Here is an 18,222-nt window from a genome sequence, read left to right on the forward strand (position 1 = left end):
ATTAACCGCCGATTAATTTATTGGCCAAAGACGCGGCCGTTTCACTATCCGTATTTGCCATTTGAGACAATATGTTGGATCGTGTAGCATCATCTACCGATTTCAAAATTGTCAGTACCTTTGCTTGATTGGTCTTAGCCATCTGAGTCAGCAGTGCTGACGCGCTGGCAGCATCCATAGAAGAAAAAGTTTGACTCAGTTGATCTTGATTAAGTGATCCGCTTGTGGAAGGAGTCTTTTGCGAAGACTGATCCGAACTGCTGACTGCGGCACGCGCCGTGTTGGCCGCTTTTTCAAGTTGAGCTGCAGAAGCGGCGTTTTTAAGCATAATTGAAACTTTGGCCGCTTTATCGGCCGTCATTTTTTGCAGAATTGCAGAACGCTGTTCCGTATTCATTGCATTGAGAATCATGGCCATTTCTTCGTCTGTCAGCGTCTGTATGATTGGAGCTGCTTTGCTTGCGCTCATGGATCCGTAAGTTTGAGCCAGCTGTTTGACTTTATCGCTTGGCTTATCTTCAGCTTTTGGCTCTGCAGCAGCTGCCGCTTCTGCTTCTTCCTTCTGCTTAGCTTCAGTCTCTTCCAGCTGTTTCTGCAAAGTTTCTAACTGAGTTTGCGTATCAGTTTGAGCCTGCTGAGTCGTTTTTAATTCAGCATTTTTCTGTGCGAGTTGAGTTTTGAGCTGATTGATTGTAGCTTCTGCACTTGCCGCCTGCTGCTCTTCCTTACGCTGTGCCTGCTGCTCTGGTGTATAAGTCGGTTTGGGAAGAAGCGATCCGACAACCGGAATCTGATTAGCTGTTTCCAGTACTGTGTTTCGCGCATTCGGGTTCATCACAGTAAGCAGTACTCCAACTAGCACGACTGCAAACAGAATGGGTACTGCGAACAACAGAATCCGACCTGCTTTACTTCCCGACTCTTCTTCCAAACCCATATCGGCTTGGGTTTCGGTTTTTGCCACGCACTTGACCTCCTTCTACAATTGCTGTCCTACTGGTGATTTAACGGGCGCGAGAGACAAAACGAATCGTTGCCATTTCGTCAAGAGTATTTTGCTCACGCAGCATCTCTTCTTTTTGGAAAGAATCCAACGCTTTACCACGAGCCTGCAGCCATACCTTTTCATCCAACATTTTCGTTGTAAGGTGTTCTTTCTTTTCTTCGACTTTTACTTGAGCACTTTGAATATCTTGGCGCTTCTGAAGAATGCATTGATCGATGTAATTGATATAATCCTGCATTTGTTGGAGTTGGACAGCTGAAACTGCGTTTACAGTCTGATTTTGCAGAGTGTCGAACAATGAATCTTTGTCCGAGAACAGCTGGCTCAGCGTTTGTTCCTCAGCCTGCAATTCTCCCATGGCCGAAGAAAGTTTCATCTCTGCATGACTTTTCTCACTCGTTTTCAGATCCACGACTTTTTGAAATGAGTAGTTGAATTTCAACATTCCTTAAGGTCAGCTCCTTGAAAATTCTTGGATTAAACGTTCTATCGACTCATCCAGCGTTGTCTTTTCGTTTACCTTTTGTTTGGTGAAATCCCAGATCCTCTGGATATTCTCGATCGATTCATCGATCTCTGCGCTTGAGCCCCTCTGATAGGCACCAATGTTAATCAGATCTTCAGATTCCTTATAGACCGACAGCAGCCGCTTCAAGTTGTTGGCCGCATCTGTTTGTATTTCCGGCGAAATGTCCTTCATAACCCGGCTGATACTTGCCAGTACATCAATCGCTGGAAAATGTCCTCGGTTAGCAATTCCCCGGTTCAAAACGATGTGTCCGTCCAATATCCCCCGGACCGCATCGGCAATCGGTTCATTCATGTCATCTCCGTCGACAAGCACGGTATAGAAAGCGGTGATCGAACCGGTTGGTCCCGTTCCTGCCCTTTCCAAAAGTTTCGGAAGGCTTGCGAATACTGAAGGGGTATAACCTCTCATCGCCGGCGGCTCGCCTACAGCCAATCCTACTTCACGCTGAGCCATTGCATATCGGGTAACCGAATCCATCATCATCATGACGTTCATTCCGCGATCCCGATAATACTCAGCTATACTTGTTGCAATCAAAGCTCCTTTGATTCGAACCAGTGCGGGTTGATCGGAAGTAGCCACGATAACGACCGATCGGGCTAAACCTTCCGGACCAAGATCCCGTTCAATGAAATCGAGTACTTCACGTCCACGTTCTCCAATCAATGCAATAACGTTGATGTCCGCTGAAGTATTTCGAGCAATCATGCCCATCAAAGTACTTTTCCCGACACCCGAGCCGGCGAAGATGCCCACCCGCTGTCCTTTCCCGATTGTAAGAAGTCCGTCAATCGCTCGAACCCCAACGCTGATCGGTTCTTGTACTCTTGGCCGCTGCAGTGGGTTGCTCGGCGCATTAAACGTTGATGCATGAGCCATACGTGCCGGAAGCAGCGATCCGTCCAGCGGCCTTCCAAGTCCATCTAACACTTTGCCGAGCAATTCTGATCCGACCTGTACGGTAAGCGGCTTACCCGTGCCGACAACGTCGCATCCCGGGCCGATTGACTGCAGTTCGCCAAGCGGCATCAGCAGTACTTTATTGTCCCGAAATCCGACAACTTCGGCCTGAAGCGGAGGTGACGTTTTGTTAGGATAAATGTAGCAAACTTCGCCAATACTAGTATCTGGTCCTTCTGATTCAATCATCAGCCCGATGACCTGTGTGACTTTACCGTTCACTCGAACCGGATCAAGCTGCCTCAGTTGATCCAAGTATTTGTCGACTAAAATTTCTTTCATCCCTTCACCTCCATACCGTCGTTGCTTTATATTCATCATTTTACACCCTTATAAAAAAACCACTAAGGCTAAAAAGTGCTATTTATCGAATTCAAAAAACCCCCGTACCCTACTACACTTCCTACTCCAATGAGAATTGACTAGTACCTCCACCAATTTGTACGTCTTTGGAGGAATTCCCAGTCATTTCACGAATTAAGCATTTGAATCTTCTTCATGACGGGCAAGTCTTAACAGTTCTCTTTTGATCTCTGCCAATTGTGTATCAATTCTGGCATCGACGCTTCCAAAGTTTGATCGAATTACGCATCCACGGTCTTGAACAGTAGCATCAGGGAGAATTTGCAATTCCGCCTGGGAATCAATCGACATAGCAAGCTCTTCACGCGCAGAATTGATTAAGGAGAATTGTGAAGGAGCGACGCACAGTGCAATCGTTCCTTGTTCCCTTTTTCGCAGCAAAGTTTTACGAATCAGACTCAACGTCAACTCTTCGTCATCACCCAATTTACGGTCGATTACTTTCTCTGCAATTGCCGAGCTGAGCTCAACCAGGAAAGGTTCGGCTTCTTGAATAATTTCTTCTTTTGTCCGAACCGCTTCCTGAATGAGAGCCTGTGATTCTTCGGCTGCCTGCTGCATTCGAATCAAGATTTCTGCTTCCGCTTGAATCTTGCCTTCCTCATATCCTTCGCGGAACCCTTGAGATTTGATTGCCTCTACCAGATGTTCGTCCTGTTCGCGTCTTTCCTGCCACCAGATTTCGATCTGCTGCTGCGCTTCGACCAACATTCTCTCCGATTGTTCGGCGGCTTCCCGGATTTGAAGCTCGGCGAATTCTTGCGCATCGCGAATCATTTCATCCTTAAGCATTACCGTTTGCTGATCTGCAACCGGTAGTCCGGGTTCGCGATCTTCGTCGGAATGTTCCTGTTTCGCAGCATAATGCCGATGCAGATCGAGCTTCACAAACTCTTCCTTGGGTACATATTGCGAAGACTTAATGAGGTTAGACAATGATATCATCTCCTCCGCCGCGTGCGATAATAATCTCACCCGACTCTTCCAACTTACGGATGATCGTTACAATACGAGTTTGAGCTTCTTCAACGTCACGCAGCCGTACTGGCCCCATGAATTCCATTTCCTCGCGGAAAGTCTCAGCCATACGCTTGGACATATTTTTGAAGACAACTTCGCGTACTTCCTCACTGGCAACTTTAAGTGCAAGCTGCAGGTCGGCATTTTCCAGATCGCGGATAATCCGCTGAATGGAACGATCGTCAATATTGACAATATCTTCGAATACGAACATTCTCTTTTTGATTTCTTCTGCCAATTCCGGATCTTGAATCTCCAGAGAATCCAGTATGGTACGTTCCGTTCCCCGGTCGACGCCGTTGAGAATAGATACAATAGATTCGACTCCGCCTGCCGTCGCAAAATCTTGAGTAACGGTAGAGGAAAGTTTTTGCTCCAGCACACGTTCAACTTGAGCGATAACTTCCGGAGAAGTGCTATCCATCATCGCAATCCGTCTTGCCACTTCAGCTTGTTTTTCCTGAGGAAGCGAGGACAGAATGACCGACGCCTGATCAAATTTTAGGTAGGAAAGAACAAGTGCAATCGTCTGTGGATTTTCGTTCTGGATAAAATTCAAAATTTGACTTGGATCCGCTTTGCGTGCAAAGTCAAACGGACGAACTTGAAGTGTAGCTGTCAGACGATTAATGACTTCAAGTGCCTTCTGCTCTCCAAGTGCTTTTTGCAGAATATCCTTCGCATAATTGATACCGCCTTGCGAAATATACTCCTGTGCCAAGCAAATCTGATGGAATTCGGCAAGAACCGTATCTTTCTCGGTACTGTCGACCTTGCGTACATTGGCGATCTCAAGCGTCAACTGCTCGATTTCTTCGTCACGTAAATGTTTGAATATTTGAGCCGAAACTTCAGGCCCAAGCGAAATCAACAGAATGGCCGCTTTCTGCCGTCCGCTTAAAGTTTGCGCGCTTGCTTTAGCCACACTTTTTCACTCCTATTCGTCGGCTAACCAGGTGCGCAGCAGATTGACGAACTCATCCGGTTTCTTTTTGGCGAGTGATTCAAGCTGTTTTCGCATCTGACTTTCTCCGCTGACTGTATCCAGATTGATGGAAGGCATCTCTGCCGGTGTCGGCAGTTCCATTTCTTCGAGCAGTTCTTCTTCGCGATTTTTCCGTCTTCTTCGCACAATCAGGAAAGCTGCAACACCCAATAGGGCGACAAGTCCTCCAATAATGCTCCACAACAGCGTTCTGGAAATTCCTGTATCGGCTTCTTCCGTTTGTCCTGCAGCCACTGAAGAAAACACGAGTGCTTTCGCTTCGATATCATCGGTCGTATACTCGACACCGGAATCTGCAAGAGAAGCACCAATAATGTTCGCCAAGATCCCTTCAATATTCTCTCGAGTACCTTCGTCCAATGTTGTTTGGCCCTCAGGTGGTTCAATTGCCACGTTTATGGTTAAATCTCTAACGATATAAGGGCTTTGAACAATTTGCCTGGTGATTTGGTCGACTTGATAATTGACAATCCGATTGGAATTCTCCGAAGTAGATTGCCCTGCAGCAGTATCCCCTGGATAAGTAGGCACAGCCTCTGTACCCGTTCCAGCTACTCCACTGTTTGAACCTGCAGCGCCCGTATAACTTTCCTGTATATCCTGAACGCTGATTTCGATTCCTCGCATATTTTCTTCATCTACCGGCTCATACCGAAGTTCATTCGTATTTACCTGGTCAAAATTCAACTTCGAAGCGACAAGCACATTGACTTTGTCGGGACCGACAATATTTGAGAGAAACATCTTTACGCTTTTTTCAATATCACTTTCATATTTACGCTGAATAGCCAGGTTATCTTGAATCGCCCCTGCGGAACCTGCTCCAAAACCGTTACCCGCGTTCGAGGCGTACAGTTCAGTGTTATCGCTTGTAATTGTAATATTATCGAGCGGAAGATTCGGCACTGAAGTCTTTACGAGATTGAAGTAGCCGTCAATAACTTCCTGACTCGGGCGAAAACCCGGTTTGAATGTCATAACGACCGATGCCGAAGCTTGTTCTTGATCCTCTGTACTTGCAAATAGGCTTCTTTCCGGCAGATTCACCAAAACTTTTGCGGTCTCAACACCGCTCATCATTCTGAGCAATGATTCGACTTCGCCGCTCAAAGCGCTTTTGTATTTCACATCGAACTCATTTTCGGTCATGCCAAGAGCTGAGGTTGTCGTGCCAAACATTTTGTTGAATCCAATCGATCCATTTTGAATAATGCCTTGTGATGCGATATCCACCCGCACTTTTGCAGCGTTAGTACTTGGCACAGACAAACTCTTGCCATCCGGACTCAGTTGATAAGGAATCCCGGCTGAATCCAAGTAAGCCATAGCCGCAGCCGAATCTTCGCTAGTCATATCTCTAAAGGCCACTTCGTATTGTGTTTTTGAAAACTGCATGGTCAGAATCACGATTGTCAGCAGTGTAATAGCGACAGTCGATACCAGCAGGGCCTTTTGGGTTTTGCTGAGTCGGTTCCAGTACCCCAAGAGCGAATCCCTCATTCGGGTCAGTCTTTCGTTCACAATTTCACCCCACTACGCAGCATTATGCTTAATTTACTTTGAAATTACAGTTGTGTACGCATGACTTCCTGATAAGCTTCGATCACTTTGTTACGCACTTGCGAAGTCATTTGAAGTCCGAGAAGAGCTTTTTCAGCAGTAATCATAACTTCGTCTACGTTAGCTTGTCCGATCATAAACTGTTTTCCAGTTGTGTCTGCCGTTTTCTCCATATCGGCAACTCCCTGCAAAGCATTTTGCAGATATTGACCGAAGTCCTGCATCGTTTCCTGCGGTGTGGAAATCGACTTGTCTTGAAGTCCGGAAATCGTACGGTTGGCAACTTGTGCCGGGTTGAACATATGATTTTGAATCATCGCAATCTCCCTTTCTGATCGGCTCGCTTATACGGCCGTATTTCTTTGAATTTTATCCGAAGCCGTACCAACTGAATCTAAATCTTATTTTCCGATTTGCAGAGCTTTTGAAATCATTGATTTCGTTGCATTCAATGCCGTTACATTCGCTTCGTAAGAACGTGTTGCCGAAATCATGTCCACCATTTCTTTTGCAATGTCAACGTTCGGCATTTGAACGTATCCGTTTCTGTCTGCATCTGGATGAGTTGGGTTGTAGACCAGCTTGAACGGTTCGCTGTCTTCATGAATTCCTGTGATCTTCACGCCGCTTGCCGGACTTTTCCCATTCATTGCCGCATTCAACGATTTTGCAAAGGGCGTCTGATTGTTTTCGGACAGTATTGCAACTTTACGTCTGTAAGGCTGAACCTCTCCGTTTACAACTTGAGCTCTTGTTGTGTCGGCATTAGCAATATTGGACGATATAATATCCATTCGGAGACGTTGTGCCGTCAAGGCCGAAGCGTTTACGTCAAATCCGCTGCTGATTCTCATTATTAACCATTGCCTCCCAGTGCTGTACGCATCATTTTGATTTGATGATTGACTTCTTCGATGTAAGTGTTATATCGCAGCTGGTTTTCAGCAAGGCCTGTCATTTCACTATCAATATCTACGTTGTTCATATTGTTGTTCATTGCCGTGCTGTTATCTGTGTTGATTTTTGCAGTAGGAATAGAAGCGGAACCGATTACGATATGCCGGGGATTTGTCATCCGCCCTTTAATCGAACTTACACCGTTCATTTCCGACTGAAGCAAGTTCTCAAAGGATACTTCGGAACGTTTGAAATACGGCGTATCCGCGTTCGCAATGTTGTTGGAAATTACTTGTTGTCTTGTGTTCGAAGCATTGATCGCGCTTCTAAGACGATTAAAGCCAGCATCGTTCAAAATATTCATCGATTCCACTCCTTTAGTTAATAAGCCTTATAGTTTTATAGATTATACATAAGAAATTTCAATTTCACTATTGTTTTTTTACAGTTTTGTCTAAAAATAGATGCATTTCTTAACCGCATCTTCTTCATACATGACTCACGTCGCTGTCCCCTTAATATCTATACTAAGTTTCTTAGAGTTGGGCCTATAAAACAATGAGAAAAAAGCCCTATCTTTCTGTTATAGAAAGACGGGGCTTTATCTTATTTTTTTTCAAACCTTCATTAAGCGACGATTACAGCAAAATTCAATTGATTTGCGTCATAAAATATATTGGCTAAGATCACGATCTTTGGCAATATCGGACAGTTTCTCACGCACATATTCCGGTGTGATCGTCATTTGTTCCAAATTCAGTTCAGGAGCCTCAAAAGACAAGTCTTCAAGCAGCTTTTCAAGGATGGTATGAAGTCGACGCGCACCGATATTTTCTGTATTTTGATTTACTGAGGCCGCTATGCTTGCAATTTCGTAGATAGCTTCTTGTGAAAATCCGATTTCAATGTTCTCGGTTTTCAACAAATCGATATACTGTTTGGTCAATGCATTTTGCGGCTCTGTCAAAATAGCAATGAAATCTTCCAAAGTGAGACTTTCCAGCTCAACCCGAATCGGGAATCTGCCCTGCAGTTCGGGAATAAGATCCGAAGGCTTGGAAACGTGGAAAGCACCGGCTGCAATAAACAAAATATAATCCGTCTTTACCGGGCCATATTTTGTAACGATTGTCGATCCTTCGACAATAGGAAGAATATCTCTCTGGACCCCTTCACGAGACACATCGGGTCCATGTCCTCTTCCGCTCCCGGCAACCTTATCAATTTCGTCGATGAAAATAATACCGGACTGCTCGGCACGGCGCACCGCTTCCTGATTGACATCGTCCATATCGATCAGCTTTGAAGCTTCCTCCTGAATCAAGGCTTTGCGGGCTTCTCTGATCGGCAGTTTACGACGCTTAGTTCGCTTAGGCATAAAGTTTCCGAGCATTTCCTGAATATTCATACCCATTTGGTCATTGCCTTGTCCAGCGAGCATATCGAACATATTCGGCATCGCGTCTTCGACGTCGATTTCAATAACATCCTCTTCCAACTTGCCGGCTAACAGATCGAACCGGACTTTACGACGGCGTTCGCTAAGGCTGCCTTCTTCGTAACTGGTTTTCTCTGGCTCAGGTTCAGGTGTGCTCTTCCCTTGGCCGCCGAAAAGCATTTCAAACGGATTCCGCTGCGAAGAAGACGATGACTTGGCCGCAGGCACCAAAATTTCGACAATGCGTTCATTTGCCATTTCTTCCGCACGGTCTTTTACCTTTTCGGTACGCTCCGCTTTAACCATGCGGATAGAAGTTTCTACCAAATCCCGAACCATTGCTTCGACATCACGCCCGACATAGCCAACTTCCGTAAACTTTGTCGCTTCCACTTTAATAAACGGTGCCCCGACAAGCTTCGCCAAACGACGTGCAATTTCCGTTTTACCGACGCCGGTAGGACCAATCATCAAAATATTTTTCGGCACCACTTCGTCCCGGACTTCTTCAGGCAGCAGATTACGACGGTAGCGATTACGCAAAGCTACTGCTACCGACCTCTTTGCCTTTTTCTGTCCTACGATATACTTGTCCAATTCCGCTACGATTTCACGCGGTGTCAGGGTTTCGTTTTTCATGACCGTAACCTCCACTTCTATGGTATATGCACAACCGGTTAAACGGCTGAACCTATACCTTAATTGGCGTTAAAGTTCTTCGACGATAATGTTGTCGTTCGTATAGACGCAAATCTCAGCAGCGATTTGCAGTGACTCCCGTGCAATCTCTTTGGCTTCAAGTTCCGCATGACGCTTAAGAGCACGTGCCGCCGACAAAGCGAAATTGCCTCCGGAACCGATAGCGATAATATCGTCATCCGGTTCAATAATTTCTCCGTTGCCCGAAATCAACAGCATGCCATCTTTGTCCATCACGATCATCAATGCTTCAAGCTTACGCAGCATTTGATCCGTTCGCCATTCTTTTACCAGTTCGACAGCAGCTCTCTGCAGATTGCCCTGATGCTCTTCAAGCTTGGCTTCAAACTTTTCGAACAAAGTAATTGCGTCGCCGACAGAGCCTGCAAAACCGGCCAATACCTGACCTCTGTACAATCTGCGGACCTTTTTGGCATGCTGCTTCATGATGACGTTCTGACCCATGGTTACTTGTCCGTCACCTGCGATTGCGGCTTTACCGTTTTTACGTACTGCGCAAATAGTCGTTGCATGAAACGAGATGTCCATTGTGATCCTCCTTTTCCTGCGGCGCGATCAGCTGCGTACGGCGTTCAGCGAATGTTCTTCCGTAAACGACGCCAGCTTATCGAGCGCGCGCATTGCCAGAGCTTCATTTTTTTCTTTTTTATTGCGAATTTTCTGTTCAGGCTTCGGCAGCAAACCGAAATTGGCATTCATCGGCTGGAAATGTTCCGGATCGGCATTCGTAATGTATCGTGCCATACCGCCGAGAGTCGTTTCCTCCGGGAATACAATCGGTTCGCGTCCCAGTGCCAGATGTGCTGCATTGATACCGGCAATCAGGCCGGATGCAGCCGATTCGACGTATCCTTCAACACCGGTCATTTGTCCGGCGAAGAAAAGGTTTGGACGATTTTTGCACTGATAGGTCGGCTCAAGCAGCTTTGGCGAGTTGATGAACGTATTGCGGTGCATGACCCCGTAGCGAATGATATCTACGTTTTCAAGACCCGGAATCATCTGGAATACCCGCTTCTGCTCACCCCACTTCAAGTGAGTCTGGAAACCGACCAGGTTATACAGCGTACCTGCCGCGTTGTCCTGGCGCAGCTGCACGACGGCATAAGGAATCTTACCCGTACGAGGGTCCGGTAGACCAACAGGTTTCATCGGACCGAACAGAGCCGTCTGACGACCTCGGCGCATCATCACTTCAATCGGCATACAGCCTTCGAAATAAATTTCTTTTTCGAATTCTTTAAGCTCGGCGGTTTCCGCTGCAATCAGTGCCTCGTAGAAGCGATTAAATTCTTCTTCGGTCATAGGGCAGTTCAAGTATGCAGCTTCACCCTTGTCGTAACGGGAAGCCAAATAAACTTTATCCATATCGATAGAATCTTTTTCAATAATCGGTGCAGCCGCATCATAAAAGTAAAAATACTCTTCACCCATGAAGCCTTTAATCTGCGCCGATAACGATGGAGAAGTTAGCGGGCCAGTCGCAATGACCGTAATCCCATCCTCTGGAATTTCTGTTACTTCCTCTTCCCGTACATCGACAAGCGGATGCTCTTTCAGCGCCTGTGTGATGCCTCCCGAGAAAAGATCGCGGTCGACAGCGAGTGCGCCGCCAGCAGGTACCGAACTGGCATCGGCTTTGCCGATAACCAGAGAATCGAGCCGGCGCATTTCTTCTTTCAATACGCCAACTGCTCCCGTGAAACCATTCGCCCGCAGCGAGTTACTGCACACCAATTCCGCAAAATAAGAAGTATGATGGGCCGGCGTTTTGACTTTCGGCCGCATTTCGTAAAGTGTAACCGGTACGCCGCGGCTGGCAATCTGCCAAGCCGCCTCGCTTCCTGCTAGACCTGCTCCAATTACCGTTACTCTCTGGTTGTTCGATTCTTGATTGATGCTCACTTCATGTTCCCCCTATATTAAGTTAAGCTTCTGCCGTGTCTTCGTTGTCTTCCAGAAGTTCTGTATGATCGCATGACGTACACTGCAGCTTCGTCCCCTGCTTGCTGCGCTTTTCTATCATCAAAGAACCGCATACCTGACACGGCTTTGCAGAAGGCCGATCCCATGATACAAAGTCGCACTCCGGATACTTATCGCAGCCGTAAAAGATACGACCTTTTTTGCTGCGTCGTTCGACTACATGTCCTTCTTTGCATTTCGGACAAGTTACGCCGATGTTTTTGATGATTGGGCGTGTATTGCGGCAGTCCGGGAAGCCTGAGCAAGCCAGAAACTTGCCAAAACGTCCCATTTTGTATACCAACGGCTTGCCGCATTTTTCGCATATTTCGTCCGACACTTCATCTTGAATCTCAATTTCTTTCATTTCTTCTTCAGCGAACTCAAGGCGCTTCTCAAACGTACCGTAGAACTCTTGGAGAACACGTACCCATTGCTCTTCGCCTTCTTCCACGTGGTCAAGGTTTTTCTCCATCTGCGCGGTGAATTCGGCATCCAGAATTTCGGGGAAGAACTGCTCCATCTGCTCGTTGATCAGTTCTCCGAGCTCCGTCGGCATGAACTTCTTCTCTTCGATGGCAACATAGCCGCGTTTTTGAATGGTCTCTAAAGTTGGGGCATACGTACTCGGACGACCAATTCCCAACTCTTCAAGCGTTTTTACGAGCCGGGCTTCTGTATAGCGCGGAGGCGGTTGAGTGAAATGCTGTTTCGGCTCAACTTCTTTGCGATCCAGCTTGTCACCCTTGGCAAGCGCCGGCAAAAATTTGTCTTCTTCCACACTGCCGTCATCATTGCCTTCCACATAGACTTTCATGAAGCCCTGAAAACGAACTTTCGAACCAACAGCCCGGAATGTCGCACTGCCTGCCGCAATATCGACCGAAAGCGTATCAAGAACCGCCGAAGACATTTGACTGGCGACAAAACGTTCCCAGATCAGTTTATACAAACGAAATTGATCCCGGCTCATAAACGCTTTCATCGATTCCGGATCCCGCTCGATTGAAGTCGGGCGAACCGCTTCGTGCGCATCCTGAGATCCCGCCGATTTTTTGGAATATTGACGAGGCGTCTCAGGTACAAACTTTTCGCCGTAACGCTCGGTGATAAATGCTTTGCCTTCTTCCTGGGCACTGCCGGCAACACGGGTGGAATCGGTACGCATATACGTGATCAAACCGACCGTGCCTTCCTTACCGAGATCAATACCTTCATAAAGCTGCTGAGCGACCGACATCGTCTTAGCTGCGCGGAAATTCAATTTACGAGCGGCCTCCTGCTGCAGTGAGCTTGTCGTAAACGGAGGGGATGGATGGCGTTGGCGCTCTCTTTCTTTCACTTCGCCTACGACAAAATCCTTTCCTTCTAAAGCACCCAACACTTCCTGAACATCCTGTTCGCTGCGAAGCTCTTTCTTGCCTCCGTCCAACTGATGGAACTTCGCTTCGAAGTCGTTGCCTTTGACAGCGAGCCTGGCCGTTATGCTCCAGTATTCCTCCGGTACAAATTCGGCAATCTCATTTTCCCGGTCAATAATCAGTTTCACGGCTACCGATTGTACACGTCCAGCGGACAAACCCTTTTTCACTTTTTTCCAAAGCAGCGGACTGATCTTGTAACCGACAAGCCGGTCAAGAATACGCCGGGCCTGCTGAGCGTTGACCAAATCCATATTGATTGGCCGAGGGGTCTTAAATGCGTCCTTAACCGCTTGTTTGGTGATCTCGTTAAATACGACGCGGCAATCCTGTACATTGTCGATATCGAGCGCATGCGCCAAATGCCAGGCAATGGCTTCTCCTTCACGATCCGGGTCGGCCGCGAGATAGACTTTTTTAACTTTTTTACTGGCATCTTTCAATTCTTTCAGGATAGAACCTTTGCCGCGAATCGTAATATATTTTGGATTAAATTCATTTTCGACCTCAACACCAATTTGGCTTTTAGGCAGATCCCGAATATGTCCCATGGATGCTTTAACGATAAATTTACTGCCTAAGTACTTGCCGATCGTCTTCGCCTTTGCGGGCGATTCTACGATAACGAGCGAATCTGCCATAGGTTCGTCCTCCTCTCAGGTTATGCAGACGCGGCTTTCCGAGCCCCTTGCCCTGAACCGCGTCATTTTCAATTATTAGCATGATTAATGTAAATTCGTTGTCGTTTGGGGTCAGTGGGGCGGTTCTCCTATCCATGTATAAACGGCACCGGAGAGCGACTTTACCTGGCTTTTTATGATCAACGATAGCAGAACGGAATGCAAAAGTCCAAACTCCCAAGATGTCTTCCGCTGCAGTTCGTCAATGCTTGCATCCCCTTGCTCCAATATAACGTATATCTTCCGCTCCTCTTTTGTCAATTTTTCATGTACCTCTTTTTTTGCGATGCTCTGCGGGGAAGGAATGAAGAGATGCGCATATTCCTCCAAAATGTCTTCTGCGCTGGCGCACGGTTTTGCCCCATTTTTGATAAGCTTAAATGTTCCCATACTTTTCGGCGATGTAACAGGTCCCGGCACTGCAAATACGTCTCGGCCGCTGTCAAGCGCACAATCGGCTGTGATCAATGAACCGCTTCTTTCTGCTGCCTCGACAATCAACACACCTTGGGAAAGTCCGGCAATAATTCGATTCCGCAGCGGAAACAGACCGGGAGAAGGACGGGTGCCCGGCGGAAATTCCGATACGATCAGCCCCTGCTCGGCAATTTCACGGTACAGCTGCCGATGTTCAGGAGGATAGATCACATCCGGTCCCGCACCCAATACGGCAATAGTCGCTCCTCCGCGCCGAAGAGCTTCCCTATGACAAACCCCGTCGATGCCTCTAGCCATTCCGCTAGTTAAACATACTCCCCGTTCGGCAAGCGAACCGGCGATCCTTTCGCATATGACGCGGCCGTAAGTGGTGGGAGCACGTGTCCCTACAATAGCGATTCCGAAATCGTTCAACAATTCCCTGCGGCCGATCGTATATAATACCCAGGGTGGTTTGACGGTTTCCTTCATTAGAACAGGATATTCATTGTCCAAAAAAGTAACCGGTTCAATCCCCTGACTGCGCAAATATTCAATTCGCTGCCAAGTCTGATCTTCATTTAAGTTTCCCGCGGCGGCAGCTAACTTGGATTCTGCTCCGTATTCTTTCCAATCCCGTTCCTTCATTTGAAAGAGTTCTTCATAAGGAATACCGTTATTCGATACAATCTTGAGCAGCGTCTGCAGGCTGAGCCAGCCTATTCCCTTCGTTTCATGCAGTGCCAGCAGCCACATCGCTTCTGACAGTCGTTGTCCGGTCATTTAGCATTCTCTCCCTTCATTTTCCCAACAGTATGGCGAAAAAACGCAAAAAGCAGCCTTTCTTCCCAAGAGGAAAGAAAGGCTGCCTGCCTTGTTCGCACATCTTACTGTATTATCGTTCGTTTTGTATAAATTTACAGACAATCGGCCCGAAAATCAACCCGCTGTGAACGTGTCCAAAATTCCGCGTTCTTCAAGAACGGAGACGAGCGTTGCACCCATTTCGGCCGGAGTTGGAGCTACACGAATTCCGCACTCTTCGAGCTTGGAAATTTTCTCCGCCGCAGTGCCTTTACCACCCGAAATAATGGCACCGGCATGTCCCATCCGCTTGCCTTCAGGCGCCGTAGCACCACCGATAAAACCGACAACTGGTTTGGTCATATTAGCTTTGACCCACTCAGCCGCTTCTTCTTCGGCTGTACCGCCAATTTCACCGATCATAACAACCGCCTGTGTGCCTTCATCTTCGTTGAAAAGCTTCAGGATGTCGATAAATTCGGAACCCTTGACCGGGTCGCCGCCGATACCGACTGCCGTGGACTGACCGATACCGCGTGTAGTCAGTTGATGTACAGCTTCGTAGGTCAGCGTTCCGCTTCGGGATACGACGCCTACTTTGCCCGCTTTATGGATATAACCCGGCATAATGCCGATTTTGCATTCGTCCGGCGTAATGACTCCCGGACAGTTTGGTCCGATCAGAACAGTCTTCTTGCCTTCCATGTACCGTTTGACTTTAACCATGTCCAGTACCGGAATGCCTTCCGTAATACAGATAACAAGGTCAAGCTCCGCGTCTACCGCTTCCATAATCGAATCTGCGGCAAATGCTGGCGGCACGTAGATTACGCTTGCCGTAGCACCCGTTGCCGCTACAGCCTCGTTTACCGTATTGAATACCGGAAGCTTCACGCTGCTGCCGCTCTCGAGTTGGATCTCAACTTCCGTGCCACCCTTACCTGGGGTCACGCCGCCTACCATCTGCGTTCCATACTCCAGTGCACCCTTTGTATGGAAAAGACCTGTCTCGCCTGTAATGCCCTGTGTAATCACTTTTGTATTTTTATCAACCAGAATACTCATGCCGATCCACATCCTCCGTTTAAAGTCGGTTTGCGAAACTGACGCCGCGGTGATTCAGGTGATTCTGCCTATACGTTAACCATGCTGCCTGTTCGGTCTGCACAACAAATCGAACTTGATTAACGCACCAGCTCGACGATTTTTTGCGCGCCATCGGCCATCGAGTCTGCAGATACGATGTTGAGTCCCGATTCGTTCAAAATCTTTTTGCCGAGATCGACGTTTGTTCCTTCAAGACGTACGACGAGAGGCTTGTCCAGTTTGACCTGTTTAGCCGCCTCGACCACACCGTCCGCAATAACGTCACAGCGCATAATTCCGCCAAAGATATTAATGAAAATTCCTTTGACTTCCGGATCGGAAAGGATGATCTTGAATGCTTCCGTCACCTTTTCCTTTGTTGCACCGCCCCCTACGTCCAGGAAGTTCGCGGGTTCGCCGCCGTAGTACTTGATGATATCCATCGTTGCCATCGCCAGACCTGCACCGTTAACCATGCAGCCGATGTTGCCATCCAGAGCGATATAGCTAAGATCAAACTTGGAAGCCGCAATTTCTTTTTCGTCTTCCTCATCCAGGTCGCGAAGCGCCAAAACATCTTTGTGACGGAACAGCGAATTGGAATCGAAGTTCAGTTTGGCATCGAGCGCCATGACTTCGCCTCCACCGGTAACAACAAGCGGATTGATTTCGGCAATCGAGCAGTCTTTATCCACGAATGCGCTGTAGAGCGCCATCATGAACTTAGCCGCTTTGTTCACTAATTCTTTCGGAATGTTGATTGCATACGCCAGACGACGCGCTTGGAACGGCTGCAATCCGACTGCTGGGTCAACGACCTCACGGAAGATCTTTTCCGGAGTGGCGGCAGCCACTTCCTCAATCTCCGTACCGCCTTCTTCCGAGGCCATCAGTACGACACTTCCCGTACCCCGGTCAACAACAACGCCAACATAATATTCTTTTTTGATATCGCAGCCTTCTTCGATCAGAAGCCGCTTAATTTCTTTACCTTCAGGGCCTGTCTGATGGGTCACGAGTACCTTACCGAACAATTCTTCAGCGTAAGTCCGCACTTCATCCAGACTTTTTGCAATTTTGACCCCTCCGGCTTTGCCACGTCCGCCCGCATGGATCTGCGCCTTGACGACGACGACCGGACTTCCGAGTTCGCGGGCCGCATTCACGGCTTCTTCGACGTTGAACGCCACCTTCCCGCGCGGCACGGAGACTCCGTACTGCTGCAAAACTTCTTTGCCTTGATATTCGTGGATATTCATGTGTGAATCCTCCTATCAAATTGGCTCGCACCAGGCGGGTTGCCAGGCAGAAAAGTACAACCTCAATCATTATAGCACGACTGACAAGTAATTTTAAAACGCTTTCTTAAAATTCGAACTATTCCACTTTTTTCGACATTTTTCTCTACCGTTTATTGTACTTATCCAGTCTTTTTTATTTCTTCCGACAAAAAATGTGAAGCTAAGAATCGGTATGCTAAAAATCGGTATGCCAAAAACCGGAACCCTTAGAGGGTTCCGGTTTTATTTGTCACTCAAAGTCATGCCTTGATCAAATGCTCGCCTTTACTTGCCGGAAGAAGTTACATTGACCTGATGCGCCCGGGCAAGCAGGTTCTGGAATCTACCGAGCAGTTCAACAAATTCCGAAGTTTCCATATTCAGATCTTTTGCCATGCACTCCGGGATACGCGCCGCTTTGGCCTGCAGCTCGCGCCCTTTGTCCGTAAGCGAAATGAAAACTTTGCGCTCGTCTTCCGTCGAACGATTGCGTGCGACAAGACCTGCATTTTCCAGACGCTTAAGCAGTGGAGTCAGCGTACCCGAATCCAGGAACAGCTCTTCGCCCAATTCTTTAACCGTTCTTTCGTCCTGCTCCCACAATACAATCAATACCAAATACTGCGAGTAGGTTACACCCAAGTCTTCCAGGTATGGCTGATACATTTTAGTGATTTCGCGCGAGCTGGCGTAAATTGAGAAGCACAGCATGTTTTCCAACTGCAGCTGCGGATATTCGTTCACTTTGCTCATTCTGCGTACTCCCCCTCTTTAACGACTGAATTTCCCAAAAAAATTTCCCAGAATCTTTACAAACATAATCGCATTAAATTTGATTGTTGTAAATACTTTATCTGTGAATTTCCGTAAAAAACCTCCTTAAAGAACGCTCATATAGTGGGTTTCATGGAAAAATACTGGATAGCACGGCCTTGACTTTCAAACTTATCGGTTTAATAATGAATGATAGATTTTCCATCGAATTCTCATATTCCGAAAAAAGAGGAAGCACCCTTTTTCGATATAAGCGGAACCATTCCGTTATCTTGCGAAAAAGAGGTGTTTTT

General features: G+C 47.3%; 17 protein-coding genes. All 17 read right to left on the reverse strand.

The genetic code is table 11. From position 1 onward, the window contains the following. Position 1 precedes the first annotated feature (1 nt). On the reverse strand, positions 2-964 hold the full coding sequence (locus tag F456_RS0100485; RefSeq protein ID WP_018975031.1) for a MotE family protein: 963 nt from the start codon (positions 962-964) through the stop codon (positions 2-4). Positions 965-1,004: 40 nt separating this feature from the next. Beyond that, positions 1,005-1,448 carry a flagellar export protein FliJ gene (gene fliJ, locus F456_RS0100490; RefSeq protein WP_026293559.1) on the reverse strand — a complete coding sequence of 148 codons (444 nt, stop codon included), beginning with the start codon at positions 1,446-1,448 and terminating at the stop codon, positions 1,005-1,007. Between the two features lie 12 nt (positions 1,449-1,460). Continuing rightward, positions 1,461-2,780: a flagellar protein export ATPase FliI gene (fliI, locus tag F456_RS0100495; RefSeq protein WP_018975033.1), complete on the reverse strand. Its 1,320-nt coding sequence runs from the start codon at positions 2,778-2,780 to the stop codon at positions 1,461-1,463. A 195-nt stretch (positions 2,781-2,975) separates the two neighbouring features. After that, complete coding sequence (locus F456_RS0100500; protein ID WP_018975034.1) at positions 2,976-3,797, reverse strand: FliH/SctL family protein; 822 nt, start codon at positions 3,795-3,797, stop codon at positions 2,976-2,978. After that, positions 3,790-4,806 (reverse strand): flagellar motor switch protein FliG, encoded by a 1,017-nt coding sequence (fliG, locus tag F456_RS0100505; RefSeq protein WP_018975035.1) that lies wholly within the window; start codon positions 4,804-4,806, stop codon positions 3,790-3,792. The genes F456_RS0100500 and fliG overlap by 8 nt, the downstream gene beginning before the upstream one ends. A 12-nt stretch (positions 4,807-4,818) precedes the next feature. Continuing rightward, on the reverse strand, positions 4,819-6,408 hold the full coding sequence (gene fliF / locus F456_RS0100510; protein ID WP_026293560.1) for a flagellar basal-body MS-ring/collar protein FliF: 1,590 nt from the start codon (positions 6,406-6,408) through the stop codon (positions 4,819-4,821). Between the two features lie 44 nt (positions 6,409-6,452). After that, complete coding sequence (fliE, locus tag F456_RS0100515) at positions 6,453-6,764, reverse strand: flagellar hook-basal body complex protein FliE (protein WP_018975037.1); 312 nt, start codon at positions 6,762-6,764, stop codon at positions 6,453-6,455. An 84-nt stretch (positions 6,765-6,848) separates the two neighbouring features. After that, on the reverse strand, positions 6,849-7,301 hold the full coding sequence (gene flgC, locus F456_RS0100520; protein ID WP_018975038.1) for a flagellar basal body rod protein FlgC: 453 nt from the start codon (positions 7,299-7,301) through the stop codon (positions 6,849-6,851). Positions 7,302-7,303: 2 nt separating this feature from the next. Continuing rightward, complete coding sequence (gene flgB, locus F456_RS0100525) at positions 7,304-7,708, reverse strand: flagellar basal body rod protein FlgB (RefSeq protein WP_018975039.1); 405 nt, start codon at positions 7,706-7,708, stop codon at positions 7,304-7,306. A gap of 300 nt (positions 7,709-8,008) precedes the next feature. Next, positions 8,009-9,421: an ATP-dependent protease ATPase subunit HslU gene (gene hslU / locus F456_RS0100530; protein WP_018975040.1), complete on the reverse strand. Its 1,413-nt coding sequence runs from the start codon at positions 9,419-9,421 to the stop codon at positions 8,009-8,011. A gap of 69 nt (positions 9,422-9,490) precedes the next feature. Then, positions 9,491-10,030: an ATP-dependent protease subunit HslV gene (gene hslV, locus F456_RS0100535; RefSeq protein ID WP_018975041.1), complete on the reverse strand. Its 540-nt coding sequence runs from the start codon at positions 10,028-10,030 to the stop codon at positions 9,491-9,493. A 27-nt stretch (positions 10,031-10,057) separates the two neighbouring features. Beyond that, the gene (gene trmFO / locus F456_RS0100540; RefSeq protein ID WP_018975042.1) at positions 10,058-11,407 is read right to left on the reverse strand and encodes an FADH(2)-oxidizing methylenetetrahydrofolate--tRNA-(uracil(54)-C(5))-methyltransferase TrmFO; all 1,350 of its coding nucleotides are present in this window, start codon (positions 11,405-11,407) and stop codon (positions 10,058-10,060) included. A 22-nt stretch (positions 11,408-11,429) separates the two neighbouring features. Continuing rightward, positions 11,430-13,529, reverse strand: a complete 2,100-nt coding sequence (topA, locus tag F456_RS0100545; RefSeq protein ID WP_018975043.1) for a type I DNA topoisomerase — start codon at positions 13,527-13,529, stop codon at positions 11,430-11,432. A 111-nt stretch (positions 13,530-13,640) separates the two neighbouring features. Then, a complete protein-coding gene (gene dprA / locus F456_RS0100550; protein ID WP_018975044.1) occupies positions 13,641-14,768 on the reverse strand; it encodes a DNA-processing protein DprA in 1,128 nt (375 codons plus the stop codon). Positions 14,769-14,924: 156 nt separating this feature from the next. Beyond that, on the reverse strand, positions 14,925-15,854 hold the full coding sequence (sucD, locus tag F456_RS0100555) for a succinate--CoA ligase subunit alpha (protein WP_018975045.1): 930 nt from the start codon (positions 15,852-15,854) through the stop codon (positions 14,925-14,927). Between the two features lie 119 nt (positions 15,855-15,973). Next, the gene (gene sucC, locus F456_RS0100560; protein WP_018975046.1) at positions 15,974-17,134 is read right to left on the reverse strand and encodes an ADP-forming succinate--CoA ligase subunit beta; all 1,161 of its coding nucleotides are present in this window, start codon (positions 17,132-17,134) and stop codon (positions 15,974-15,976) included. A gap of 306 nt (positions 17,135-17,440) precedes the next feature. Continuing rightward, on the reverse strand, positions 17,441-17,908 hold the full coding sequence (locus F456_RS0100565) for a MarR family winged helix-turn-helix transcriptional regulator (protein ID WP_018975047.1): 468 nt from the start codon (positions 17,906-17,908) through the stop codon (positions 17,441-17,443). Between the last annotated feature and the right edge of the window lie 314 nt (positions 17,909-18,222).

The organism is Saccharibacillus kuerlensis DSM 22868 (genome assembly GCF_000378145.1).
GTDB classification, from domain to species: domain Bacteria; phylum Bacillota; class Bacilli; order Paenibacillales; family Paenibacillaceae; genus Saccharibacillus; species Saccharibacillus kuerlensis.